The 24,750-nt window shown below is 74.8% G+C and carries 24 protein-coding genes, 1 tRNA gene and 1 riboswitch; of the genes, 5 read left to right on the forward strand and 20 right to left on the reverse strand.

Annotated elements, in window-relative coordinates; translation table 11 throughout:
• Nucleotides 1-21: 21 nt before the first annotated feature.
• From ACFQ8T_RS06045 to ACFQ8T_RS06125, 17 genes are all read right to left on the reverse strand, one after another.
• Nucleotides 22-630, reverse strand: a complete 609-nt coding sequence (locus tag ACFQ8T_RS06045) for a class I SAM-dependent methyltransferase (protein ID WP_430545654.1) — start codon at nucleotides 628-630, stop codon at nucleotides 22-24.
• Nucleotides 631-693: 63 nt separating this feature from the next.
• A complete protein-coding gene (locus ACFQ8T_RS06050) occupies nucleotides 694-1,389 on the reverse strand; it encodes an energy-coupling factor transporter transmembrane component T (protein WP_430545655.1) in 696 nt (231 codons plus the stop codon).
• Entirely contained in the window at nucleotides 1,386-2,867 is a 1,482-nt protein-coding gene (locus tag ACFQ8T_RS06055; RefSeq protein ID WP_430545656.1) for an ATP-binding cassette domain-containing protein, read from the reverse strand. The genes ACFQ8T_RS06050 and ACFQ8T_RS06055 overlap by 4 nt, the downstream gene beginning before the upstream one ends.
• Entirely contained in the window at nucleotides 2,842-3,480 is a 639-nt protein-coding gene (locus tag ACFQ8T_RS06060; RefSeq protein ID WP_430545657.1) for an ECF transporter S component, read from the reverse strand. Before ACFQ8T_RS06060 ends, ACFQ8T_RS06055 begins: the two co-directional genes overlap by 26 nt.
• Nucleotides 3,474-3,585: riboswitch (TPP riboswitch) on the reverse strand. Its footprint overlaps the gene before it by 7 nt.
• Nucleotides 3,586-3,728: 143 nt before the next feature.
• Nucleotides 3,729-3,801: transfer RNA gene (locus tag ACFQ8T_RS06065), tRNA-Ala, on the reverse strand.
• Between the two features lie 90 nt (nucleotides 3,802-3,891).
• Nucleotides 3,892-4,581: a histidine phosphatase family protein gene (locus ACFQ8T_RS06070; RefSeq protein ID WP_430545658.1), complete on the reverse strand. Its 690-nt coding sequence runs from the start codon at nucleotides 4,579-4,581 to the stop codon at nucleotides 3,892-3,894.
• Nucleotides 4,578-5,024 (reverse strand): ribosome silencing factor, encoded by a 447-nt coding sequence (gene rsfS / locus ACFQ8T_RS06075; protein ID WP_430545659.1) that lies wholly within the window; start codon nucleotides 5,022-5,024, stop codon nucleotides 4,578-4,580. Before rsfS ends, ACFQ8T_RS06070 begins: the two co-directional genes overlap by 4 nt.
• Nucleotides 5,021-6,118 (reverse strand): hypothetical protein, encoded by a 1,098-nt coding sequence (locus ACFQ8T_RS06080; RefSeq protein ID WP_430545660.1) that lies wholly within the window; start codon nucleotides 6,116-6,118, stop codon nucleotides 5,021-5,023. Before ACFQ8T_RS06080 ends, rsfS begins: the two co-directional genes overlap by 4 nt.
• A complete protein-coding gene (gene nadD / locus ACFQ8T_RS06085) occupies nucleotides 6,111-6,683 on the reverse strand; it encodes a nicotinate-nucleotide adenylyltransferase (RefSeq protein ID WP_430545895.1) in 573 nt (190 codons plus the stop codon). The genes ACFQ8T_RS06080 and nadD overlap by 8 nt, the downstream gene beginning before the upstream one ends.
• A gap of 64 nt (nucleotides 6,684-6,747) precedes the next feature.
• Nucleotides 6,748-6,900, reverse strand: a complete 153-nt coding sequence (locus ACFQ8T_RS06090; protein WP_430545661.1) for a hypothetical protein — start codon at nucleotides 6,898-6,900, stop codon at nucleotides 6,748-6,750.
• A 61-nt stretch (nucleotides 6,901-6,961) separates the two neighbouring features.
• A complete protein-coding gene (locus ACFQ8T_RS06095) occupies nucleotides 6,962-8,290 on the reverse strand; it encodes a glutamate-5-semialdehyde dehydrogenase (RefSeq protein ID WP_430545662.1) in 1,329 nt (442 codons plus the stop codon).
• A 43-nt stretch (nucleotides 8,291-8,333) separates the two neighbouring features.
• A complete protein-coding gene (locus ACFQ8T_RS06100) occupies nucleotides 8,334-9,821 on the reverse strand; it encodes an alpha/beta hydrolase family protein (RefSeq protein ID WP_430545663.1) in 1,488 nt (495 codons plus the stop codon).
• A 72-nt stretch (nucleotides 9,822-9,893) separates the two neighbouring features.
• Nucleotides 9,894-11,024, reverse strand: a complete 1,131-nt coding sequence (gene proB, locus ACFQ8T_RS06105) for a glutamate 5-kinase (protein WP_430545664.1) — start codon at nucleotides 11,022-11,024, stop codon at nucleotides 9,894-9,896.
• 25 nt (nucleotides 11,025-11,049) lie between these two features.
• Complete coding sequence (obgE, locus tag ACFQ8T_RS06110) at nucleotides 11,050-12,567, reverse strand: GTPase ObgE (protein WP_430545665.1); 1,518 nt, start codon at nucleotides 12,565-12,567, stop codon at nucleotides 11,050-11,052.
• A 92-nt stretch (nucleotides 12,568-12,659) separates the two neighbouring features.
• The gene (rpmA, locus tag ACFQ8T_RS06115; RefSeq protein WP_429764026.1) at nucleotides 12,660-12,917 is read right to left on the reverse strand and encodes a 50S ribosomal protein L27; all 258 of its coding nucleotides are present in this window, start codon (nucleotides 12,915-12,917) and stop codon (nucleotides 12,660-12,662) included.
• A gap of 84 nt (nucleotides 12,918-13,001) precedes the next feature.
• Nucleotides 13,002-13,310, reverse strand: a complete 309-nt coding sequence (gene rplU, locus ACFQ8T_RS06120; RefSeq protein ID WP_430545896.1) for a 50S ribosomal protein L21 — start codon at nucleotides 13,308-13,310, stop codon at nucleotides 13,002-13,004.
• A 235-nt stretch (nucleotides 13,311-13,545) separates the two neighbouring features.
• On the reverse strand, nucleotides 13,546-13,755 hold the full coding sequence (locus ACFQ8T_RS06125; RefSeq protein ID WP_429732001.1) for a dodecin family protein: 210 nt from the start codon (nucleotides 13,753-13,755) through the stop codon (nucleotides 13,546-13,548).
• A gap of 126 nt (nucleotides 13,756-13,881) precedes the next feature.
• On the opposite strand from ACFQ8T_RS06125, the gene ACFQ8T_RS06130 reads away from it, so the two are divergent.
• Nucleotides 13,882-14,505, forward strand: a complete 624-nt coding sequence (locus ACFQ8T_RS06130; protein WP_430545666.1) for a protein-L-isoaspartate O-methyltransferase — start codon at nucleotides 13,882-13,884, stop codon at nucleotides 14,503-14,505.
• Between the two features lie 36 nt (nucleotides 14,506-14,541).
• Here ACFQ8T_RS06130 and ACFQ8T_RS06135 read toward each other — a convergent pair whose 3' ends face one another.
• Nucleotides 14,542-15,387: a hypothetical protein gene (locus tag ACFQ8T_RS06135; RefSeq protein WP_430545667.1), complete on the reverse strand. Its 846-nt coding sequence runs from the start codon at nucleotides 15,385-15,387 to the stop codon at nucleotides 14,542-14,544.
• A gap of 93 nt (nucleotides 15,388-15,480) precedes the next feature.
• Here ACFQ8T_RS06135 and ACFQ8T_RS06140 point away from each other — a divergent pair, with 93 nt between their 5' ends.
• Complete coding sequence (locus ACFQ8T_RS06140; RefSeq protein WP_430545668.1) at nucleotides 15,481-16,296, forward strand: inositol monophosphatase family protein; 816 nt, start codon at nucleotides 15,481-15,483, stop codon at nucleotides 16,294-16,296.
• Between the two features lie 76 nt (nucleotides 16,297-16,372).
• The gene (locus ACFQ8T_RS06145) at nucleotides 16,373-17,476 is read left to right on the forward strand and encodes a fatty acid desaturase family protein (RefSeq protein WP_430545669.1); all 1,104 of its coding nucleotides are present in this window, start codon (nucleotides 16,373-16,375) and stop codon (nucleotides 17,474-17,476) included.
• 27 nt (nucleotides 17,477-17,503) lie between these two features.
• Here ACFQ8T_RS06145 and ACFQ8T_RS06150 read toward each other — a convergent pair whose 3' ends face one another.
• Nucleotides 17,504-18,082: a thymidine kinase gene (locus ACFQ8T_RS06150; protein WP_430545670.1), complete on the reverse strand. Its 579-nt coding sequence runs from the start codon at nucleotides 18,080-18,082 to the stop codon at nucleotides 17,504-17,506.
• A 107-nt stretch (nucleotides 18,083-18,189) separates the two neighbouring features.
• Entirely contained in the window at nucleotides 18,190-21,687 is a 3,498-nt protein-coding gene (locus ACFQ8T_RS06155; protein WP_430545671.1) for an Rne/Rng family ribonuclease, read from the reverse strand.
• A gap of 459 nt (nucleotides 21,688-22,146) precedes the next feature.
• On the opposite strand from ACFQ8T_RS06155, the gene ACFQ8T_RS06160 reads away from it, so the two are divergent.
• Together ACFQ8T_RS06160 and cydB are read left to right on the forward strand one after the other, a co-directional pair.
• On the forward strand, nucleotides 22,147-23,646 hold the full coding sequence (locus tag ACFQ8T_RS06160) for a cytochrome ubiquinol oxidase subunit I (RefSeq protein ID WP_430545672.1): 1,500 nt from the start codon (nucleotides 22,147-22,149) through the stop codon (nucleotides 23,644-23,646).
• Between the two features lie 28 nt (nucleotides 23,647-23,674).
• Nucleotides 23,675-24,724 carry a cytochrome d ubiquinol oxidase subunit II gene (cydB, locus tag ACFQ8T_RS06165; RefSeq protein WP_430545673.1) on the forward strand — a complete coding sequence of 350 codons (1,050 nt, stop codon included), beginning with the start codon at nucleotides 23,675-23,677 and terminating at the stop codon, nucleotides 24,722-24,724.
• Nucleotides 24,725-24,750 lie beyond the last annotated feature (26 nt).

Consider the following 24,750-nt stretch of genomic DNA (forward strand, 5'->3'; position numbering starts at 1 on the left):
CGTCCGTTCACCGACGTCTCGTCACGCGCGCCTCGTCGTGAGGAGCAGCGCCGGCAGGCTGACCTCCTCCCCCGCGGTGCGCGCGGCGATCTCGGCGTCCGAGATCACCGTGGCCGACCACGCGGGCGCCTCGAACGCCGCGCGCAGCCGGTCGGCGGTCGTGCCCCAGCCCAGCCCGGCGTCCACGGACATCGCGAGCACGGCGACGAGCGCGTCGGACGGGCAGATCGCCTCCAGCCCCGCCACGTAGGCCGCGCGGCCGGCGTCGTCCAGGGTGTGCAGCAGCCCCGAGTCGAGGACGGTCCGCGGCCGGAGGCCCAGGCGGTCGAGCCGGCGCGCGTCCGCGACGTCGAAGCGCACCTCGCCCGGCGGGTCGAGGATCGCCCCAGCGGCCCGCTCCCGCGCGCGGGAGATCGCGTGCGCCGCGGCGTCCACGCCCACCACCCGGTGGCCCGCCCGGGCGACGGCGAGCGCCAGCACGCCCGTGCCGCACCCGACGTCGAGCACCGGGTCGGCGAGCACCGACCGCCGCACGAGCGCCAGGAGCGCCGGCTGCGGGCGGCCGATCTCCCACGGCGGCGGGGCATCGGCGGCGTACAGGGCGTCGAAGTCGTGCACCTGGCGGGCCATCGAGCACCTCCCGCTGCCCATTCTGCGCCCCGCGGCTCCTGGGCGGCGCCTACCGCGCGACCGCTACCCGACGAGGACGGCGAACGGCAGCGCCGCGACGAGCGTGCCGCAAGCGAGCACGACGGTGTCGGTGCGGGTCCATGCCGCCGGCTCCGCCCAGGTGCGGTGGTGGGCGGAGGCGAAGCCGCGGGCGTCCATCGCGACGGACATGGCGGCCGCGTCGCGCAGGGTGGCGGCCAGGACGGCGAACGTCACGGACGCCGCGTGGCGGGCCCGCGAGAGCGGGCCCCGACCGGGCCCGACGCCGCGCGACCGGCGGGCCCGCGACGCCTGCTCCCACACCGCACCGAGCCGCTCGAACCGCTGCAGCGCCGCGGCGACCCCGACGACGAAGCGCGCCGGCAGGCGCAGCCGTTGGCCCAGCTGGTCGGCCAGCGCGCTCGGGTCGACGAGCGGGGCGAGGGCCACGCCCGGCAGCGCGAGCACCGCGATGCGGGCCCCCGCGACGGCGGCCTCCACCGGGTCGCGGCCGCCGAGCAGCCAGGTGGACCAAGCCACCGACGCGACGGCGACCACGACCGCGAGGTACCGGGCCGGCGCGCCGGCCCCGCGCGGCAGGAGCACCAGCCCGAAAGCCAGGCAGGCGCCCAGCGCGACGCCGGCGCTCGCGACGTCCCGGACGCCCAGGGAGGCGACCAGCCCGAGCAGCCCGAGCGCCACGAGCACGAGGGCGTTCACGCGCCCCAGCACGCCGGTCATGCCGCCACCGCCTGTCGCTCCCGTGCCGCGCCGCCGAGCCGCACCTGGTGCCCGGCGAGGGCGACGAGGTGCGCGTCGTGGGTACTGGCCGCGACGGTGGCGCCGTGCCGGGCGGCGGCGGTGGCCCACCCGGCCACCGCCGCCCAGGTCCCCCGGTCCTGGCCGACGGTCGGCTCGTCGAGCAGCACGAGCCCCGGCCGGTGCGCGAGCGCGGCCGCCAGCGCGAGCCGCCGCTGCTCGCCGCCGGACAGCCGGAACGGGTGCGCGTCGGCGAGGTGGTCCAGGCGCAGCAGCGCGAGCACCTCGTCCACGTCCACCGGGACTCCGAGGCGGCTTCCGGTGAGCTCCACCTCGTCCCGCACGCGCAGGGCGAGCAGGCCGTGCTCCGGGTGCTGCGGCACCCAGCCGCACGACCGTGCAAGGTCTCGCGAGGGGGCGGTACGCCCCGGGACGCCCCGCACCTCGCCGCCGGTCGGCCGCAGGTGCCCCGCGAGGGTGGCGACGAGCGTGGACTTCCCTGCCCCCGAGGGCCCCGTGACGGCCGTGAGGCGCCCCGCAGGCAGTCGCGCGGCCACGCCGTCGAGCGCCCGCGTGGTGGTACGGCCGCGCAGGCCGCGCGTCGTCAGGTCGACCTCGAGGGCGTCGACCGAGACCTCCGGCCCGGCGTCGTCCGGCGCGACCAGCGCGGCCGGGACGGGCAGCGGGGCGGGCGCCGCCACCCCGGGCAGCCAGACGCCGGCGCGCGTCAGGTCGCCGCGCGGGCCGGCCGCGCCGTCGCGCAGCGCGGCGGGCGCGACGTCGTGCGTGACCCGGCCCCCCGGCCCGAGCACCACGAGGCGGTCCAGGTGCTCGAGCCACGGCCCGACGTGGTGGTCGACCACCACGAGGGCGGTGTCCGTACCCTCCAGCGCGCCGACGACGGCGGCGCGGACCTCGGCCGCGGCGGCGGGGTCGAGCATCGCGGTCGGCTCGTCCAGGAGCAGCAGGCCCGGAGCGCTCGCCAGCGCCCCCGCGAGCGCGAGCCGCTGCAGCTCGCCGCCCGAGAGGGCCGACGTCGGCCGGTCGGGCGGGTACCGCAGCCCGACCCGGTCGAGAGCCTCCCGGGCCCGACGCCAGATCTCCTCCCGCGGCAGGCCGGAGTTCTCGGGGCCGAAGGCGGCGTCCCGGCCGATCCGGGCCGCGACGACCGCGGAGCCCGGGTCCTGCGGCACGAGCCCCACCCCGCCGTCCACGTGGACGGTGCCGGACAGGTCACCGGGCAGCGGGTCCCCCAGGACCCCCGCCAGGGCGTGCAGCACGGTCGACTTGCCCGCCCCGCTCGGCCCGACCAGGCCGACGCACTCCCCCGCGCCGACGGCGAGGTCGAGGCCCTCGATCGTCGGGGCCCGGCGCCCGGTGGGCCGCCAGCTCAGCCCCCGCACGAGCGCCCGGACGTCGTCGCGCGCCACGCCGTCAGGCCCGGGCGCGATCGGCGGCACGACCGTCGCCGCGGTCGGCGAGGTCGCGCCCCGGCCCGAACGCGTCGAGCACGCCGGCCCGCGCGAGGGCGCGCACGAGCGCCGCGCCTCCCAGGCCCGCGAGCAGCGCGCCGGACAGCGCGAAGAGGCCCAGGTACGCCAGCCGGAAGCCCCACGCCCAGTCCGGGTAGTAGGCGAACCACTCGTAGACGGCGCCGCACGCGCCCGCCGTCGCACCCGCCAGGGCCGCGACGGCGGTGCCGAACCGGCGGTAGAGGAACAGGGCGAGCACGAGCTCGGCGCCGAACCCCTGGACGACGCCGGAGACGATCGCCGAGAAGCCCCAGCCGGCGCCGAGCAGTGCCTCGACGCTCGCGGCGACGACCTCGGTGAGCAGCGCCGCGCCCGGGCGGCGGACGATGAGGCCGCCCAGCACGCCGCCGAGCAGCCAGCCGCCCCCGAGCAGCCCGGTGGCCGGCGGGAAGGCGACGGCCAGCCCGGCGGAGAGCAGGTGGTAGAGCTGGGTCCAGCCCCAGAAGACGACACCGACGGCCACGCCGAGCATGGCCACGGTGACGAGGTCGACGGTGCGGTACCGCAGGGACGGGCTGCGCAGGACAGTGGGCGCGGACATTCCAGGTAACTCCCTTCGCCGGTGCTAACCGGAGCAGGTTCCAAGGGTCTGCGGCTGTGCCCGCACTCTCAGCGCCCCTTCGACGGCGCTCCCCTGTCATGGGTGTCTTCAGATGTGGCGGCCGACGACGCGGCCGCAGGTCCGACCCTAGGCGACCACGGCGACGGCGCAAGGGCGTCCCGCACCGTGAAACCCCTGGTCACGCAAGAAGGCCCGGAACCATGAGGTTCCGGGCCTTCTCGTCGGGGTGGAGCTGAGGGGACTCGAACCCCTGACCCCCTGCATGCCATGCAGGTGCGCTACCAGCTGCGCCACAGCCCCGAGAACCGACTCTCGCGACCGCGGACGGCCAGGCGATTCGTCTGATTCGGTGTGTTCCTCCGGGCTTGCGCCCCTCGGAACGTCGATATCTTAGGCAGACTTCGGGCCAGGTTCCAAATTCCAGTCCGGCCCCGCCTGCCAGCGGTCCAGGGGGTACCCCGCGCCCACGTTGTGCGCCACGAGGCGCCAGGCCGGCACGGCCCCCTCCCCCGCACGGTGCAGGTGCGACCAGTGCACGTTGTGCATGCCCGACAGCCCGCGCCAGGTGGTCGGGTCGAGCCCGAGCAGCGCCGTCACCGCCAGCGAGATGGCGGCCCCGTGCGACACGACGACGAGCGTCGCGTCGTCGTCCAGGTCCGCGGCGTGCTCGGCCACGGCCTCGGCCATGCGCTGCGCGACCGCCGCCTTCGTCTCGGCCCCCGCGCCCACGGGTTCGGCGCCGAGGCGCCAGGCCGCGTACTCCTCGGGCCAGCGCTCCTGCAGCTCGGCGCCCGTGAGGCCCTCCCAGTCGCCGAAGCCGCGCTCGCGCAGGCGCTCGTCCGTGACCAGGGGCTCCCCGCCGAGCGCGTCCGCGTAGGCGTTCGCCGTCTCGACGGCGCGGCCCAGGTCGGACGACACGATGCGCGTCGCACGGTGCGACGACGCGAGCGCGGAGCCGCCCTCCGCGGCCTGCCAGCGCCCGACCTCGTCGAGCGGGATGTCGATCTGCCCCTGCAGCCGCAGGGAGGCGTTGTAGGCGGTGCGGGCGTGCCGCAGCAGGACGACGGTGCCGGCCGTCACCGCTCGTCGCCCGCGAGCCGGATCGCTCCGTCGCCCCCGCCGTCGCCGTACTCGGCGGCGGCCGCCGCGCCGTCGCCGCCGCGCGCGTCCTCCGGCAGCTCGACCGCCGGGCAGTCCTTCCACAGGCGCTCGAGCGCGTAGTACACGCGGTCCTCGGCGTGCTGCACGTGGACGACGACCTCGCCGAAGTCGAGCAGCACCCACCGCGCCTGCGCCTTGCCCTCGCGGCGGATCGGCTTGGACCCGGCGAGGAACATCGCCTCCTCGACGGCGTCCACGATGGCAGAGACCTGCCGCTCGTTCGTGCCCGAGGCGATGAGGAACACGTCGGTGAGCACCAGCTGGTCGCTCACGTCCAGCGCGATGATCTCCTGCGCCTTGCGGTCCGAGGCGGCCCGAGCGGCGACGACCGCCAGCTCGACGGCGCGGGGGCTGGCGGTCATGCAGCGGCTCCGGGGTGCTCGTACGGGAGGACGACGCTCGCGGGCGCGGCGCCGTCGGTCGTGAAGTCCTGGGCGCCGTTGTCCCCGAGCAGCAGCTTCCAGACCAGGAGCCCCAGCACGAACGCGACGACCACGAGGACGATGTAGTGCAGCCAGGTGTAGGACGCCTCGGGCTCGTCCCAGTCCTCGTCGTCGTCCTCGTCGTCCAGCGGCGCGGCCGAGCGCGCCCGGACGGGCTGCTCCGACGCGACCAGCGCGTCGAACGGGGACGCGGCGGGTCGCTCCGGCGCGGCCGCCGGCTGCGCGGCCCCCGCCGAGGTGCGGGACGGCGGCACGGACGCGGGCCGTTCGGTGGCCGGGCTGGCCCAGGGCAGCGGGGGTGCCGTTGACGCGGGGGCGGCGGTCGGCGCCGGGCTCGGGGCCGCCTGCGCGGGCGGCGCAGACACCGGGGCCGACGTGGCACCGAACGGCGAGGAGGTGCCCGTCGTCGCGAACGGGGAACGACGGGCGGCGCCGTCGGGGCGCGGCGCGACCGTGGCCGGCGGGCTGGCCGCCGGGGCCGCGGGCGCGGCGCTCGCCGGGGTGCTCGACGGGGCGGCCACCGGCGGCAACCCGTACCCGGTGGCGGAGCCCGCCGCGGCGGCGCCCTGGTCACGGCGGGTCGAGGGACGCGCGGGCGGCGCGGCCGGGGCGCCGGACGGCGCCGCGGGACGCACCGAGGGCGTCGGGGCGACGGCGCGGGACATCTCGCCGGTCGGTCGCTGGATCGGGGCCAGCCGACCCGTCTCGTCCAGCCCGCGCACCCCGGCGGAGGTGGACGGCGGCCGCACCATCGGCGCGGGCGCGGGGGCGGGCGCCGGGCTCTGCTCGCGGAGGGAGCGGCGGGACGGCGCGCTGGCCGCCGGCGCGGAGAACCGCGGCGCCGGCGCCGGCCCGGCGGGCGGGGCGAACGGCGACCTCGCTGCGGCGGGCTCGCCGTACTCGGGCCCGGACGGCGCAGGCGGACCGGCGCTCGCCTGCGCGGCGGCGGCCGCCTGCTCCCGCTCGCGGATCTCGCGGCGGGTCAGCGGGCGGGACGGGTTGTTGTCACTCATCGAGACCTCGATACAGACCGTGCTTGGCGATGTACTGGACCACGCCGTCCGGCACCAGGTACCACACCGGTTGGCCGGCCTGCGCCCTGCGACGGCAGTCGCTCGACGAGATCGCCAGCGCCGGGACCTCCAGCGTCGTGACCCCGTCGTGGGGCAGGCCGTCCACCATGAGCTGGTGCCCCGGCCGCGTGACAGCCACGAAGTGTGCCATCTCCCACAGGAGCGCGGCATCCTTCCAGGTCAGGATCTGCTCGATCGCGTCGGCGCCGCTGATGAAGAACAGGTCGGCGTCGGGTCGTTGCTCGTGCAGGTCCCGCAGCGTGTCGACGGTGTAGGTGAGGCCCGGACGGTCGATGTCGACCCGGCTCACCGTGAACCGGGGGTTCGACGCCGTCGCGATCACCGTCATCAGGTAGCGGTGCTCGGCCGGGGACACCCGCTGGTGCTGCTTGAAGGTCGGCTTGCCCGTGGGCACGAAGACGACCTCGTCGAGGTCGAGCAGCGCCGCCGCCTCGCTGGCGGCGACCAGGTGCCCGTGGTGGATGGGGTCGAAGGTGCCGCCCATCACGCCCAGGCGCGGACGGCGCGGCTGCGACGACGGCTCGTTCACGCTGACCGGACGGGGGCCGTCAGTGGTGGCGGTTGGACACGTTGCGGAAGGCGTACGTCACCACGAGCGCGGCGACCAGGCCACCGAACGCGAGCAGACCCATCGCGATCGGGGAGATGGTCTCGGCGTGCTCGGTGGCCTCCTGGGCCACCTGGACGGCGGTGTGCAGCACGGGTTCCTCCTGTGCGGGGTGGGCAACGGGTTGCTGACGGGCAGGGTCGGGGGTCAGTCTCTCACGCGGGCCGGACGTGCCCGTCGCCGTGCACGACCCACTTGGTGGTCGTGAGCTCGGCCAGGCCCATGGGCCCGCGCGCGTGCAGCTTCTGCGTGGAGATGCCGATCTCGGCGCCGAGGCCCAGCTCGCCGCCGTCGGTGAAGCGCGTCGAGGCGTTCACCATCACGGCGGCCGAGTCGACCTCGGCGACGAAGCGCTCGGAGGCGGCCAGGTCCCGGGTGAGGATCGCCTCCGTGTGCCCCGACGACCAGGTGTGGATGTGCTCGATCGCGTCGTCGAGCGAGTCGACGACGCGCACGGCGAGCTCGAGGGCGAGGTACTCGGTGCCCCAGTCGGCGTCGGTCGCGGGGAGCACCTCGACCGACTCGGGCGCGAGGGCGACGGTGCGCGCGTCGCCGTGCAGCACCACGCCCGCCCCGCCGAGCGCCGCGAGCGCCGCGGGGAGGAACGCCTCCGCGGCGTCCGCGTGCACCAGCAGCGTCTCGGCCGCGTTGCACACCCCGACCCGCTGCGTCTTGGCGTTCATGACGATCTCGACGGCGTTCGCGACGTCGGCCGTGGCGTCCACGTACACGTGCACGTTGCCGACCCCGGTCTCGATGACCGGCACGGTCGACGACTCGACGACCGTGCGGATGAGGTCGGCCCCGCCGCGCGGGACGAGCACGTCCACGAGCCCGCGCGCCTGCATGAGCGCGACGCCGCCCGGGCGCCCGTACGCGTCGATCGTCTGCACGAGGTCGGCGGGTAGGCCCTGGGCCTCCAGCGCCCGGCGCAGCACGTCGACGATCACCGCGTTGGACGACGCCGCCGCGCTGCCGCCGCGCAGGATCACCGCGTTGCCCGACTTCAGCGCCAGGCCCGCGGCGTCGACCGTGACGTTGGGCCGCGCCTCGTAGATCATGCCGACCACGCCCATCGGCACGCGCAGCTGGCGCAGGCGCAGCCCGTTCGGCAGCGTCTGGCCGCGCACCACCTCGCCGACCGGGTCGGGCAGGCCGGCGAGCTCGCGCAGCGCGCCGGCGATGGCGCCGATCCGCGCCGGCGTGAGCGCCAGCCGGTCGAGCAGCCCGTCGCTCAGGCCGCGCTCCCGCCCGCGGGCGAGGTCGTCGGCGTTCGCCGTCACGATCTCGTCGGCCGCGCCCTCGAGCGCGTCGGCCAGCGCGTGCAGCGCGGCGTCCTTCGTGGCCCTGGTGGCGGTCGCGAGCGTCCGCGACGCGACCTGGGACCGCCGGGCGACGTCGCGGACGGCGGCCGCGACGTCGTCGCCGGCGCTGCCGGCACCCGCGCCGCCCGCCGTCAGGTCCTCCGTGAGGGTCGTGGTCATCCCCCGAGGGTACGACGGTGGCGCGCGCGGCGGCAGGCCCCTCTCACCAGGAGGGACGGGGCGCGGGCGGCGGCACGAACCGGGTGAACGCCGGGGCGTGGTCGAAGGTCTGCAGGGTGACGACCTCGAACGTGGCCCGGTAGTCCGGCCCCAGCGCGTCGGCCGCCCGGTTCAGCGTGCGCGGCGCGAGCGACGGCCAGCGGCCGGTGTCGATGCGCCGCTCCAGCGTGCGCAGCGCCACGAGCTCCTCCCCCAGGCTCACGGACAGGTGCGCCCCCCGCTCGACGTACAGGCTGCGGAACCGTCCGGGGTCGCCCGCCTCGCGCACGCGGTGCGCGAACGAGCGCTCGGCCGACGGCGGCGCCCCGCCGTCGCCCGTCGTGTGCAGCGTGAGGACGGGCGACGGCGTCGTGCCCTCCGGTCGGTGCGCGACCATCGCCGCCCGCGCCGCCGGGTCGGCCTCGATCGGCTCCGCGGCCTCCAGCGCCGCCAGGTCGTCCCGCAGGTCGAGCCCGGCCCGCACGTAGGCGGCCACGACGTCCGGCGCGGTGCCCGACCGTGCGAGGCGGGCGCGCAGGTGGTCCAGGTCCGTGCTGCTCGGGTTGCCGCCCAGCGTCGCCTCGAGGTCGACCCGGCCCGTGGGCCCGAGGCCCAGCGTGTAGGCGCCGATCAGCCACTGCGCCTGGCCGCGGGCCCGCTCCTCGAGCGTGGCGGGCCGCGGCTCGTTCATCCCGTACCAGCCCGTCACCGTGTTGAGGGACGCGATGAGCGAGATGCGGGCCCGCCCCTCGGGCGTCTCCTGGGCCTCGGCGAGCGCCGCCACCAGGGCGTCGCGGCTCGCCCCCGGGTCCTCGGCGTCGACGAGCTCGATCGGGTTGCCGTGGGCGTCGGTGCCGTCGGTGAGCAGCACCTGCGTCGCGAGGTTCATGTCGAGGATCGCGTCGAGCTGGCCCACCCAGTCCAGGACGCCGCCCACGGTGAGCACGCCGTCGATCCGCCCCGGCTCGGTCTCCGCGTGCTTGACGGCGGTCACCGCGCCCATCGACTGCCCGTAGGTCACGGTGCGGTCCGGCTCGGCGACGTTCTCCTCGAACCAGTCCAGCAGCCGCGACTGGTCGCCCACCGCCGTTGGGACCGTGAAGTCCAGGCCGTCGCCCTGGAAGAGCGAGCCCGCGACGGCGTACCCGTGGTCGGTGAGCACGCCCTCGCTGAGCTCCTGGTTGCCCAGGAGATGGGGCGCGGGGAAGCCGCCTAAGAACTCCGACGGGTAGTGGCCGTGGCTGAACAGCACGAGCGTGCCGTTCCAGTCGTCCGGGACGAGCACGCGGTAGCGGGCTCCCGCCAGCTCGCCACAGTGCTCGGTCACCCCGGTCTTCGTGGGCCCGCACGCGGCAGTCGCGGCCGGTGCGGCGGTCGAGGCGGCCGCCGTCGGCGCGACGACGAGCGCGGCGACGGCGGTGAGGGATGCGACGAGGACGCCGCCGGCGACGGTGCGGGCAGGGGTCGGGGTGGCGTGGTGCGGACGGCGCATGCCGGCCTCCGGGGTTCGGTGGCGCGCTCCGTGCGCGCCCGTGCCCCTACCGACGCCCGGGGGCCGGCGAACTCATCGCCGGTGCTCGAGCACCAGGTCGTCGCGGTGCACGACCTCGCGGTCGTACCCCTCCCCGAGCTCGGCCCGCAGGTCGAACGTCGAGCGCCCGAGCAGGCCGGGGAGCTCGCCCGAGTCGAACGAGACGAGCCCCCGCGCCACGACCGCGCCGTCGGGCGCGACCAGCTCCACCGGGTCGCCCGCCTCGAAGGTGCCCTCGACGCGCGTGACGCCCGCGGGCAGCAGCGACGCGCGACCGCCGAGCACGGCCCGCGCCGCGCCGTCGTCGAGGTGGAGGCGGCCGTGCGCCTGGGCCGCGTGCGCGATCCACAGCCGCCGCGCCGTCGTGCGCCGGCCGGTGACCGCGAAGAACGTGCCGACGTCCTCGCCCGCCAGCGCGGCGGCGACGTTCCGCGCGCTGGTGAGCACGACCGGCACGCCGGCACCGGTCGCGATCCGGGCCGACTCGAGCTTGGTGACCATGCCGCCCGTGCCGACCGCGCTCCCGCGCGCGGTGACCTCGACCCCGGAGAGGTCCGCGAGGTCCCCCACGTGCGCGATGCGCCGGGCGCCCGGGCGCGACGGCGGCGCGTCGTGCAGGCCGTCGACGTCGGTGAGCAGCACCATGGCGTCGGCCCGCACGAGGTGCGAGACGAGGGCCGCGAGGCGGTCGTTGTCGCCGAAGGTGAGCTCGTCGGTGGTCACCGCGTCGTTCTCGTTGACGACCGGCACGACGCCGAGCGCCAGCAATCGCTCCAGGGAGCGCTGCGCGTTGCGGTACCGCGACCGGCGCACCGTGTCCTCCGCGGTGAGCAGCACCTGCCCGATCTGCAGGCCGTGCGCCGCGAACGCCTCGGTGTACCGGGCCACCAGCTGCCCCTGGCCCAGCATGGCGGCGGCCTGCATGGTCGCGACGTCGCGGGGGCGTGCGCTCAGGCCGAGCGGCCCGATGCCGGCCGCGATCGCGCCGGAGGACACGAGGACGACCTGGGCGCCGCCCGCCACCCGCGCGGCCAGGACGTCGACGAGCGCCCGCAGCGCCGCCAGGTCCAGGTGCCCGTCCGGGCCGGTGAGCGACGACGAACCGATCTTGACGACGATCCGGTGTGCCGTGGGCAGGCTGGCGCGGGAGGTGGCGGCGTTCACCCGTGCATTCTCGCCGGATCGGCCGTCAGGCGTCGTCGGGGTCCGTCCAGTGACCCGACTCGCGCTCGGTCCACAGCTCGCGACGCGCCTCCGTCTTGGCGTCCATGCGCTCGTGGTGCTCGCGGCGCTTCTCGCCGCGCGTCGGCCGCGCGCTCTCGTCGAGCCGCAGGTCCGTACCGCGCGCGCCCAGCAGCTCCGGGCCCGTGGTGAGCGTGGGCTCCCAGTCGAAGACGACGGCGTTGGTCGGGTCGCCGATGCGCACCTCGTCGCCCGCGACCGCGCCGGCCTTGAGGAGCTTGTCCTCGACGCCCAGCTTGGCGAGCCGGTCCGCGAGGAACCCGACGGCCTCGTCGTTGTTGAAGTCCGTCTGGCGCACCCAGCGCTCGGGCTTCGACCCGCGCACCTCGTAGTAGACGCCCTCGTGGTCCCTCTTCGCGGTGACCGTGAAGCCCGCCTCGTCGACGGCGCGCGGGCGCAGCACGACGCGCGTCGGCTCGGGCGCGGGGGCTGCCGCACGGGCGCGCTCCACGAGCTCGCCCAGCGCGAAGGTGAGAGGCCGCAGGCCCTCGTGGCTGGCGGTCGAGACCTCGAAGACCCGCAGGCCGCGCGCCTCGAGGTCGGGGCGCACCAGCTCGGCGAGGTCGCGCGCCTCGGGCACGTCGATCTTGTTGAGCACGACGAGACGGGGGCGCTCGGTGAGCGGCACGCGGCCGCCCTCGATACCGAGGTCGCCGGCGTACGCGGCCAACTCCGCCTCGATGACGTCCAGGTCACTGAGCGGGTCGCGGCCGGGCTCGAGGGTGGCGCAGTCGAGCACGTGCACCAGCACGGCGGTGCGCTCGACGTGGCGCAGGAACTCGAGCCCGAGGCCCTTGCCCTCGCTGGCGCCGGGGATGAGGCCGGGGACGTCGGCCACGGTGTACCGGGTGTCGCCCGCCTGCACGACGCCGAGGTTCGGGATGAGCGTCGTGAACGGATAGTCCGCGATCTTGGGGCGCGCGGCGGAGATCGCCGCGACCAGCGAGGACTTACCGGCGCTCGGGTACCCGACGAGGGCGACGTCGGCGATCGACTTGAGCTCGAGGACGACCTCGTGCTCCTCCCCCGGCTCGCCGAGGAGGGCGAAGCCCGGGGCCTTGCGCTTCGGGGAGGCCAGGGCGCGGTTGCCCAGCCCGCCGCGGCCGCCCTGCGCGACGACGTACTCCGCGCCCGCGCCCACCAGGTCGGCGAGCACGTTCCCGTCGCGGTCCTTGACGACCGTGCCGTCGGGCACGCCGAGCACGAGGTCGCCGCCGTTGGCGCCGTCGCGGTCGTCGCCCATGCCCTGCGTGCCGTTGGTCGCGCGGCGGTGCGGCGAGTGGTGGTACTCGAGCAGCGTCGTCGTCTGCGGGTCCACGACGAGCTTCACGGTGCCGCCGTCGCCGCCGTTGCCGCCGTCGGGCCCCGCCAGGGGCTTGAACTTCTCGCGGCGGATCGACGCGACGCCGTGGCCGCCGTCACCGCCCACGGCGTGCAGCACCACGCGATCGACGAAGCTGGCCATGGTCAGATCCTCTCAGGCAAAGCGACGAGGGGCGCACCGCGACGGTGCGCCCCTCGTCGTGGACTCGGGTGAGTCGAAACGTTCGGTGAGGCTCAGACCTCGGCCGCGACGATGTCGATGACCTTGCGGCCACGACGCGTCCCGAAGGCCACCGAGCCGGCGGTCAGCGCGAACAGCGTGTCGTCGCCGCCACGGCCGACGTTCTCGCCGGGGTGGAAGTGGGTGCCGCGCTGGCGGACGATGATCTCGCCGGCCTTGACGACCTGACCGCCGTAGCGCTTGACGCCGAGGCGCTGCGCGTTCGAGTCACGACCGTTGCGCGAGGAGCTCGCGCCCTTCTTGTGTGCCATCTGTCAGACCTGCTTTCTGCGAAGAACGAGGGGATCAGTGCCGCGGGCCGTGCTGCGGGGTGTCGCGCTCGGCCCGGCGGTGAGTCACTTGATGCCGGTGACCTTGAGGCGGGTCAGCGACTGACGGTGACCCTGGCGCTTGCGGTAGCCGGTCTTGTTCTTGTACTTGAGGATCGTGATCTTCGGGCCCTTCTCGTCCCGCACGACCTCGGCGGTGACCGTGACCTTCGCCAGCTTCGCGGCGTCGGTGGTCACCTTCTCCCCGTCCACCAGAAGCAGAGCGGGCAGCTCCACCGTGTCACCGGCCTGCGCCTTGACTCGGTCCATGACGACGATGTCCCCGACGGACACCTTCTCCTGACGGCCACCGGCCTTGACGATCGCGTACACCACGTTGCTGCTCATCTCTCCTGGTCTGGGCATGCCGCACGACGTTCTTCACCGACTTGGTCTGCAACTCGGCCCGCCGCGGCGGTCGAGTGCGGTGCGTCGTGAGCACACGGGACTGGCACGCCGAAGGCGCGCCGACGTCCAAGACTACGTCACGGTGCCGATCGGTTCAAACGTCCTCCACCGTCGGTGGCCGTGACGTGCCCCACCCCACGGGTCGGTCTCGAGCGAGCGCCGGTCAGCCCTCGAGCACGAACGTCACCTGCAGGTCCACCTGCCACGCGACGATGGCGCCGTCCGACACCTCCACCTTCTGCTCCTTGACCCAGGCGCCGGTGATGTGGCGGACCGTCTGGCCCGCGCGCTCGAGGCCGACGCGGATCGCGTCCTCGAAGCTCGTGTCCGACCGGGCCGTGATCTCCGTGACGCGCGCGACCGTGCCTGCCATGTCGTCCTCCGATCTCGGGCGGGCCGGCGTCCGTCGCCGGCCGTCCCTCCGATCGTCGACCCGGCCGGGCCTGCTCGCCCGGCGTCCCGCCCGGTGTCCGGACCGCTCCGGGGCGACGATGGAGGGATGACCGGGCGGACGGGACGGCCGGCCCTGCCGACGGGGGCCGGGGGCGTCGACGACGCGGTGACGAACGCGCTGCGCGACGTCGACCGGCGGAGCTTCCTGCCCCGCGCCGGCGTCCGCTGGGCCGAGGCGGACAGCCCCGTCGAGATCGGGCACGGCCAGACGTGCTCGCAGCCGTCGACCGTCGCGGCGATGCTCCGGCTCCTCGAGGTGCCGGTGGGTGCGGACGTGCTCGACGTCGGGGCCGGCTCCGGCTGGACGACGGCGCTGCTCGCTCGCCTCGTCGGGCCCACCGGGTCGGTGCTGGGCCTCGAGCGGCACGCGGACCTCGCCGCCTGGGGCGCGGCCAACGTGCGCCGCACCGGCATGCCCTGGGCCCGGGTGGCCCGGGCCGTCCCCGGCCGCCTGGGCGCCCCGCGCATCGGAGGATGGGAGCGGGTGCTCGTGTCCGCCGCGCCCACCCGGCTGCCCCCGGAGCTGGTCGACCAGGTCGCCCCCGGCGGCCGGATGGTGATCCCCGTGCGGCACGTCATGGTGCTCGTGACCCGCGACGAGCGCGGTGCGGTCCGCACCTCCGAGCACGGGACGTACTCCTTCGTCCCGCTCGTGGAGGACCGGGCCTGACTTTGGCCCCCACGACCCGAACGCCACAGCGTGGGCTCAGCGGACCCTGACGCCGTCCGTCGCCTGCTTGGCGGTGAGGGTGCTGCTTCCGGCGTACTTGACGATCCACGTGCCCGACGACGACTGCTTGAGCTTCTTGGCGTACGTGCCCTTGCTGGACGTCTTCGCGGACCCCTTGTAGACCGGGCCCTTCGATCCCCACGGGTCGAAGTAGATCTTCACCGTGCGGCTCGTGAGCGGTCGGAGCGCGCCCTCACCGTAGTGGTAGTCGGGGTTCCAGTACCGGAGCGTGCCCTTGACCGTCACGGACGACCCCTTGCGCACGGGCTCCGGGGTGGCGTTGACGGACAGGTAGCTGGCGCGCTTGAAGGAGAAGGAGTCCGAGTAGGTGCGCTCCGGCAGGGTGCAGTAGTGCTCCCAGGTGTATCCCTCGTCATCGACTCCGTAGACCGAGAAACTCCGGTCCACGACCGCTCTGGCGGAGTACCGCCCGAAGTCCTCCCAGTCGTACCAGCGGCTCGAGGTGACGCTGCCGGACCTGGCGTTCTTGCCCGAGTAGAGGAACGCCCCACCACCCACGGAGTTGCCGTACCGGTCGTAGTACCCGATGTCCATAGACCAGTCGAGCTCGCCCCAACCGGTGTAGGCCTCGCCGTACTCGGGGTACGACTCGTCGGCGAAGCATTCATGGATCTGCGCGCTCGTCGGGTTCTTCACCGAGTAGGTGATCTTGGCCGTCTTGTTGTGCTGCCCGTTGTACAGCACGACGTCCGGGTGGCTGACGCTCCCCGCCGACCCGCTCGACGCGGCCTGCGCCGGGGCGACCGTGAGGCCGGTGGCCACGACGGCTCCTGCGAGGATCGCGGCGATCGTGCGCTTCATCTCTTGTCCTGTCCGACGTTCTGTTGCGTGCCGAAGGAGACTATGCAGCCGTCCGGCGTCTGACGAGGATGAAGTTCTGCCATGCTCGGCGTCGTGACGATCGATTCCGAGGTCGCGGTCGAGGCCGCGCTGGCCGGCGCCGCGGTGGTCGCCGGTGCGTTCCGGCGACCCGTGACCCGCCACGCGAAGGTCGGGCTGGACTTCGCCACCGACACCGACGTCGCCGCCGAGCGGGCGGTCCGCGACGTCCTCGCCGCGGCCCGGCCGGGCGACGCCGTCGTCGGCGAGGAGCTCGGCGCGTCCGGCGGCGACAGCGCCCGGAGGTGGTACGTCGACCCGCTGTGCGGCACGCTCAACTTCGCCGCCGGTGTCCCGTCGTTCGGCGTCAACGTCGCCCTCGCGGAGCGTCGCGGCGCCGTCGAGCACGTGCTGGCCGCGGCCGTCGCGGACCCCCTCACCGGCGAGGTGGTGTGGACCGACGGCGTCCGCACCCGCGTGCGGCGCGCGGCGGAGAACCCCGACGTCGATGCCTCGCCCACCCCCGTGACCCGCCTCGTCAACATGGACGTCGACAACGGCCGCGGGGCGCCCGCGCTCGTCGCCGACGCCGGGCTGCGCGGGGCCTGGGCGGTCCGGGTCGCGTCCAGCTCGCTCGCGCTCGCCTGGGTGGCCGCGGGCCGGCACGCCGCCTACGTGACCGGGGCCGACGTCGACGGCAGCGTCCACTTCCTGCCCGGCGTCGCCGTGTGCGAAGCGGCCGGGTGCGTCGTCACCGACCTCGACGGCGGGCCCGTGCACGGCGGGCGCGGCATCGTCGCCGCCGCCGACGCCGCGACGTCCGAGCACCTCCTCGCACGGATCCGCGCCCTGGGGGGACAACCCCCTTGTCCCGAACCTACGGCCCCGTAGGCTCGAGTCATCCGCGCGACCGAGCGACCGCTCACACCTCGGCTGGGAAGTCGACCCCGACCCCTGCGAGGCACGCATGCCCCCAGTCGTCCCGGCCGTCCTCGACAGCTCCGCCGCCCCGCGCGGCGGCGCCGCGGCGAAGTTCACCAGCACCTACGGCGCCCTGTCCCGGGAGGTCCGCGACGCCGGGCTGCTGCGCCGGGCGTACGGCTACTACCTCGTCAACGCGCTGGTCCTCCTCCTGGCGCTCGGCGGCGTGACGACCGGGTTCGTCCTGCTGGGCGACTCGTGGTTCCAGCTCCTGATCGCGGCCGCGCTGGGGGTCGTGCTCACGCAGCTCGCGTTCCTCACCCACGAGACGGCGCACCGGCAGGTCTTCGCGTCCGGGCCGCTCAACGACCGCGTCGGCCGCATCCTGGCGAACGCCGTGGTCGGGATCAGCTACTCGTGGTGGATGACGAAGCACACCCGCCACCACGCCAACCCGAACCAGGTGGGCAAGGACCCCGACGTCGCGCCGGGCGTCATCTCCTTCACCGAGGAGGCGGCCTCGGACCACCACGGGTTCCTGGGCGCGATCACCCGCCGGCAGGGCTGGCTCTTCTTCCCGCTGCTCACCCTCGAGGGGCTCAACCTGCACGTGACCGCCGTGCGGTCGCTGCTGACCGGCACGCCGGAGGACCGGGCCTCGCGGCGGCGCGAGCTGATCACGATCCTGGTGCGCCTGACCCTCTACGTCGCCGTGATCTTCTGGTGGCTGCCGCTCGGGCTCGGGTTCGCGTTCCTCGGCGTGCAGCTCGCCGTGTTCGGCGTCTACATGGGCGCGACGTTCGCGCCCAACCACAAGGGCATGACCATGATCCCCGAGGGCAGCCGGATCGACTTCCTCTCCAAGCAGGTGCTCACCTCCCGCAACGTGCGCGGCGGCGCCTGGATGAGCGTCCTCATGGGCGGCCTCAACCTCCAGGTCGAGCACCACCTGTTCCCGAGCATGCCCCGGCCGCACCTGGCGCGGGCGCGCCTCCTCGTCCGTGCGCACTGCGCACGGCTCGGGCTGCCCTACACCGAGACCTCCCTGCTGCGCTCGTACGCGATCGTCGTGCGCTACCTCAACGAGGTCGGGCTCGCCGCCCGCGACCCGTTCGACTGCCCGATGCGGCAGCGGCTCGGGCGCCGCTGAGCGTCCGACGACGCGCCCGCTCCTGCGTCAGCCCGCGCGGTGCTGCCGGCAGCGCGCCTCGTACGACTCGGACCCCCCCACGTGGCCCGACGTCGGGGCCAGCGCGTCGTCGTCTGCCGGCGTCGCCTCGAGCCTGACGTGGAACGCCGCGTCGCGCCCGCAGACCGCGCACACCGCGGTGAGCTTCGTGACCGACTCGGCGACCGACATCAGCTCGGGCAGCGGCGCGAACGCGCGGCCGTCGAACGTCACGGACAGCCCTGCGACCACGACCACGAGGCCGGTGTCGGCCAGCGCCGTGACGACGCCCACGAGGTCGGGGCCGAAGAACTGCGCCTCGTCGACGGCCACCAGCTCCGTGCCCTCCGCGACGAGGCCCGGGATCTCCTCGGCGTCCCGCACGCTGCGCGACGGCATCTCCAGCCCGGAGTGGGACGCCACCCGGCCGGGCCCGCTGCGCGTGTCGAGCTCGTGCGCGACGACGAGCACCCCGCGGCGCGCCACCTGCGCCCGGTGCACGCGGCGCACCAGCTCCTCCGTCTTGCCGGCGAACATCGGGCCGGCGATCACCTCGAGCCGCCCACCGCTGCGGTCGTCCGCCGTCATGGCCCGAGCATGACACGCCCCGGCGACACGGCAGAACCCGACGACAGAGCCCGGGGGCGATGTCATGGACATCGCCCCCGGGCCCTCGCCTCGACCTCGCGGTCAGGTCACTCGGTGCCGGTCACTCCCGAGGCCGCAGTCTCCCCAGCACCCGACTGAGCAGGCTTCGGGGCTCCGGCTCCTTTGCGCGCGCGGCGCGGAGCCTTCTTCACGGGCTTCGTGGCGGGTTCGGCCGCCGTCCCGGGCTCGGGCTCCGGCTCCGGCTTCCGCTCGGGCAGCTCGATGAGCGTCTCCGGCGCGACGGGCGTCACGGCGGGGGGCTCCACGGGCTCCGGCAGGGCCAGAGGCGCCGGGGCGGCCGGAGCCGCCGCGGCGCGCGCGTCCGCCGCCGGGGCGGCGTCCTGCGCACGGTCCTTCGCGCCGTCGGCGGCACCGTCCTTGGCGTCGTGCTCGTGCTCGTGGGCGTGCGCCGCCGCGGCCGCGATCGTGGCGAGCGTGGCCTTGACGGCCTCGCGCGCCTCCGAGCGGTCCTCGGGCAGGGTCGGCACCTCGGCCGCGGGGGCCGGGGCGGCCTCGGCCTGCTTGCCGCCGCGCTTGCGGCGCGACCGCTTCGCCCCCTCGCCCTGGTCGCCGTCGTGGTGCTGGTGGGCGCCGTTCTTCTCGATCGGCTCGCTGTGCACGATGAACCCGCGGCCCTTGCAGTGCTCGCAGGTCTCGGAGAACGCCTCGACCAGGCCCTGGCCCACGCGCTTGCGCGTCATCTGGACGAGGCCGAGCGAGGTGACCTCGGCCACCTGGTGCTTGGTCCGGTCGCGGCCCAGGCACTCCACGAGGCGGCGCAGCACCAGGTCGCGGTTCGACTCGAGCACCATGTCGATGAAGTCGATGACGACGATGCCGCCGATGTCGCGCAGCCGCAGCTGGCGCACGATCTCCTCGGCCGCCTCGAGGTTGTTCCGCGTGACGGTCTCCTCGAGCGTGCCGCCCGCGCCGGTGAACTTGCCGGTGTTGACGTCGATGACCGTCATGGCCTCGGTGCGGTCGATGACCAGCGACCCGCCGGAGGGCAGCCAGACCTTGCGGTCCATGCCCTTGGCCAGCTGCTCGTCCACGCGGTGCACGGCGAACACGTCGGTGCTCTCCGTCCACTTCGTCACGCGGTCGCGCAGGTCGGGGGCGAGCTCCTCGACGTACTGCGCGATCTCGTCCCACGCGCCCTGGCCCTCGATCTGCAGAGACGAGAAGTCGTCGTTGAAGATGTCGCGCACGACGCGGATCGCGAGGTCCGGCTCGCCCTGCAGCAGCGCCGGGGCGCTGGCGGACGACGACTTCTTCTGGATCGAGGCCCACTGCGACTCGAGACGCTCGACGTCCGCGCGCAGCTCGGCCTCGCTCGCCCCCTCGGCGGCGGTGCGCACGATGACGCCCGCGCCCTCGGGCACGACGTCGCGGAGGATCTTCTTGAGCCGGCTGCGCTCCGTGTCGGGGAGCTTGCGGCTGATGCCGGTCATGCCCCCGCCCGGCACGAACACCAGGTAGCGACCGGCGAGCGTGACCTGCGAGGTCAGCCGGGCGCCCTTGTGCCCGATCGGGTCCTTGGTGACCTGCACGAGCACGGAGTCGCCCGACTTCAGGGCCTCCTCGATGCGGCGCGGCTGGCCCTCGAGCCCGGCGGCGTCCCAGTTCACCTCGCCGGCGTACAGGACCGCGTTGCGCCCCTTGCCGACGTCGACGAACGCGGCCTCCATGCTCGGCAGCACGTTCTGCACGCGGCCGAGGTAGACGTTGCCCACCATCGACGCCTGCGACTGCTGCGAGACGTAGTGCTCCACGAGCACGCCGTCCTCGAGCACGGCGATCTGCGTGCGGCCGTCGCGCTCGCGCACGACCATCGACCGGGTCACGGACTCGCGGCGCGCGAGAAACTCGGCCTCGGTGATGATCTGGCGGCGCCGCCCGGCGTCGCGGCCCTCGCGGCGGCGCTGACGCTTCGCCTCGAGTCGTGTCGAGCCCTTGAGGGCCGTGACCTCGTCGCGGTCGCGGGTGCGCGCGACGGCGGCCTCGGCCCGCTCCTGGCGGGTGCCGCGCCGACGACGGCGACGGCGACGGCTCGAGGCGGAGTCGCCGCCCTCGTCCTCGCCCTGCTCGTCGCCCTGCTCGCCGGCGTGGTCCTCGGCGCGGTCGTCGCCCTGCTCGTCGGCGTCCGCCTCGGCGGGGCGCTCGTCCTCGCGGGCACCCTCGTCGGAGTCCTCGTCGAGGTCGCCGTCGGGACCGGCCTCGCCCTCGGGGCGGCGACCGCCGCGACGGCCACGACCACCCCGGCGACGGCGCCGGCGCGGACGGATCTCGTCGTCCTCGCCCTCCTCGTCGCTCAGGTCCTCCGGGCCCAGGTCGACGAGCTCGACGCCCTCGGCCACGAGCTCGGACTCGATCGCGCCGACCTCCTCGACCGCGGCGGCCTCGTCCTCGCTGAGCTCGACGTCGGTGACGGCGGGCGCCTCGACCGGCGACTCGACGGCCTCCACGACGGGCGCCGCATCGGCAGCGGGCTCCTCGACGGGGGCCTCCGGAGCCGCCTGCTCGGTGGGCTCCGCGGCCTTCGCCGCACGGGTGCCGCGCGTGGCACGGCGCGAGCGGGTCCGCGTCGGCTCGCCCTTCGACGGCTCGACCGCGGGGGTCTTCTCGGGCGCGCTCGCCGCCGCCTCGGGCTGGGGCGCGGTCGCCTGCTCCTCGGCCGGGGCGTCGTGCGGACGCGGCGGGCCAGCGGGGGCCTGGGCGCGGCGGGACCGGCGCGCGGTCGACAGGTCGGGGGCCTGGAACAGCACGGCGGTCGTCGCGAGCCGCGGGGTGGCCGACCCGCCGCCTCGCGCGGCCGGCGACCGCGGCGCGGTCTGCTCGGCGGGCGCCTCCGCGACGCTCTCGGCCGGCGTCGCGGCGACCTTCTCGGTGGTCTTCTTCGCGGCCTGCGCGGTGTCCTTCTCGGCGACCTTCTCGGTGGACTTCTCCCCGCCCGAGGCCTTGCGCGTGGCGGCCTTCCGGGTCGTCTTCTTCGCCGGAGCCTTCGTCGCGGGGGCGGGGTCGGCGGCCTCGGCCTGCGCGACGTCCTCGGTCGTCCCGGCGGGAGCCTCCGCCTTCGGCGCCGCGGTCCGACGGGCCCGGGTGCGGGCGGTGCCGGACGCGCCACGCCCCGTGGCGGGTGCGGCCTCAGCCTCGGCGGCGGGGGCGTCGCCGGCCGGCTCCGCCTCGACGGGCTTCGCGGCCGGCTCGGTCGCGGGCTCCGCGGCGGGTTGCGCGCCGGTGGCGCGGGTGGCGCGGCGCCGCGTACGTGCCGGCTTCTCGGCAGCGCCCTCGGCCGCGCGGCCGGCGGGGCTCTCCGGCAGGACGATGTCGGCGAGGGACGCGCTGGCCCCTGCGGACGCGTCGGCCCGGGCGTCGGCGCGCTCCGGCAGCACGAGGTCGGAGAGAGACGACGGCGGCGCCACGTCGGGCGTCGCTGCCGGGGCAGCGGCCTGCTCGGCCTGCGGGCCCGTCGGGGCGGCGGCGGGCCGGGTGGCGCGACGGCGGGCGGGCTTGCGGGCGGCGTCGGTCGGGTTGTCGGACGTCACGGAAGGCGCTCCAGCTCCGGCGGCCCCGCCCCCACACGTGCGGGCCACCGGTGGTCGTCGTCGGACAGGCGCGCTGCTCGGCGCGCCGGCCGACGGAAGTCTCGGTTCCGGCTGCGGCACCGCGCTCTTCGCGGACGCGCCGCCCGGCCTCGTGCCTGGCGGCGGCATCGCGTGCGGATCGCGAGTGCTGCGAGCTCGTGGGCCGCCCCGGGATGTGGGCCAGGACGGCTTCGGACCAGTATCGCATCCTGAGGGCCCCACCGCGTGACCCGCCGCCGCACGGCGCGGTCGGGCACCGGGCCGGCGACGCGCCGGCTTGACTTGTGAAGACCTTCACTACTTAGATCGTGAAAGTCTTCACGAACCCCGTCCCGTGACGACGACAGCACTGGTCGTGCGCCCGCACACCGGTGGTCCTACGGTCGAAGGACCGCTCGGACGAGTGAGCAAGGAGAACCCGTGGACGCCCTCGCACTGGCCCGCTGGCAGTTCGCCATCACGACCGTCTATCACTTCATCTTCGTCCCGCTGACCATCGGTCTCGCACCGCTGGTCGCCGGGATGCAGACGGCGTGGGTCGTCACCAAGAAGGAGCGCTGGCTCCGGCTGACCAAGTTCTTCGGCAAGCTCCTGCTCATCAACTTCGCGCTGGGCGTGGTCACCGGCATCTGGCAGGAGTTCCAGTTCGGGATGGCGTGGAGCGAGTACTCCCGCTTCGTGGGCGACGTCTTCGGCGCGCCGCTCGCGATGGAGGCGCTGGCCGCCTTCTTCGTCGAGTCGGTCTTCCTCGGCCTGTGGATCTTCGGCTGGGACCGCGTGTCGAAGAAGGTCCACCTCGCGGCCATCTGGCTGTTCGCCCTCGCGACGAACCTCTCGGCGTTCTTCATCCTCGCGGCGAACTCGTGGATGCAGCACCCGGTGGGCACGATCTACAACGAGGAGACCGGGCGCGCCGAGATGGAGTCGATCGGCGCGGTGCTCTCCAACAACACGCTGTGGGCCGCGTTCCCGCACACCATCTCGGCCGCGTTCCTCACCGCCGGCACCTTCGTCTGCGGCGTCGCCACCTGGTGGATGGTCCGGCTCGTGCGCAGCAAGAGGCCGGAGAACGTCGAGAAGGCGCGCACCGTCTACCGGCCCGCCGTCCTCGTCGGCGTGTGGACCATGATCATCGCCGGCGCCGGCGTGATCTGGTCCGGCGACCTCCAGGGCAAGCTCATGTACGAGCAGCAGCCGGGCAAGATGTCGTCGGCCGAGGCCCTGTGCGAGGGCACCGAGGCCGCCGAGTTCTCCATCCTGGCCGTCGGCCCCCTGTACGCCGGGTGCGAGGACGTGGACCACCTCATCTCCGTGCCGGGCGTCACGAGCTTCCTCGGCACCGGCCACTTCTCGGGCCCCGAGTCCTACCTGCCCGGCGTCTACGACGTGCAGGAGCAGTACACCGAGCGGTACGGCGACGTCACCGCCTCGGGCGAGCCCGTCACCTACACGCCGCCGCTGGCCATCACCTACTGGTCGTTCCGGCTCATGATCGGCCTCGCCGTGTTCTCCCTGGCGCTCGCGCTGACGGCGCTGTGGGCCACCCGCAAGGGCAGGGTGAGCGACAACGTGTGGCTCGCCAGGCTGGGCCTCGTCGCCATCCCCACGCCGTTCCTGGCCTGCTCGTTCGGGTGGATCTTCACGGAGGTGGGGCGACAGCCCTGGGTGGTGGCGCCGAACCCGACGGGCATCGACCAGGTACGGCTGCTCACCGAGCGAGGCGTGTCCACGGCGGTGCCGGCGGGGGTGATCCTCACGTCGATGATCGTGCTGACGCTCGTCTACGCGGTGCTCGCCGTCGTCTGGTACCGCCTCATGCACCGGTACGCGGTCGAGGGGGTCCCGGACGCCGTCCGCGACGAGTCGCCGGAGGCGCAGGACCCCGACGACGCCGACCGCCCGCTGTCCTTCGCGTACTGAGCGCCCTCGACCGAGACTGGGAGACCCCGTGGACCTCGCGATCCTCTGGTTCGTCATCATCGCCGTCCTGTGGACCGGCTACCTCGTGCTCGAGGGCTTCGACTTCGGCGTCGGCATGCTGCTGTCGATCCTGCCGCGTGGCGGCAAGGAGCAGCGCGACAAGGAGCGCCGGGTGCTGATCAACACGATCGGCCCGGTGTGGGACGGGAACGAGGTGTGGCTGCTCACGGCGGGCGGCGCCACCTTCGCCGCCTTCCCGGAGTGGTACGCCACGATGTTCTCCGGCTTCTACCTGCCGCTGCTGATCATCCTGCTGGGCCTCATCGCCCGCGGCGTCGCGTTCGAGTACCGCGGCAAGATCTCCGACGCCCGCTGGGCGCGGCGCTGCGACGTCGCCATCCAGTTCGGGTCGTGGATCCCGTCGATCATGTGGGGCGTGGCGTTCGGCAACCTGGTGCGCGGGCTGCTGCTGAACGAGTCCCACCAGTACGTGGGCGGGTTCTGGGCGCTGCTCAACCCGTTCGCGCTGCTCGGCGGCCTCACCACGCTGGTGCTCTTCCTCCTGCACGGCAGCGTCTTCGTGGCCCTCAAGACCGACGGCGACGTGCGCGAGCGCGCGGGCCGGCTCGCGGCGGCGCTGTCGGTCGTGGCGCTCGTCGTCGCGGGCGGCTGGGCGGTATGGGCCCAGGTCGCCTACTCGACGACCTGGACGTGGGCGGCCGTCGCGGTCGCGGCTCTCGCGCTCGTCGGCGTGGTCGTGGCCGCCCGGGCGCGGCGGGAGGGCTGGGCGTTCACGCTGTCGGCCGTCGCCATCGCGAGCGCCGTCGTGCTGATCTTCGGATCCATGTACCCCGACGTCATCCCCGCCCTCGACGGCGGCGAGGCCCTCACGGTGGCGGAGGCGGCCTCGACGCCCTACACCCTCACCGTGATGTCGTGGGTCGCGGTGGTGCTCACGCCGCTCGTGATCGCCTACCAGGCGTGGACGTACTGGATCTTCCGCCGTCGCCTCTCCAGCAAGGACATCCCCGCCCCGGCCGGGCTGTCGTGGCAGAAGATCAAGGACGCGGCGTTCTGACGCGCGCCCCGTCGTCGATACTGACC

Origin of the sequence: Isoptericola sp. NPDC056618, assembly GCF_042792715.1 — a bacterium.
Classification (GTDB): Bacteria; Actinomycetota; Actinomycetes; order Actinomycetales; family Cellulomonadaceae; genus Isoptericola; species Isoptericola nanjingensis.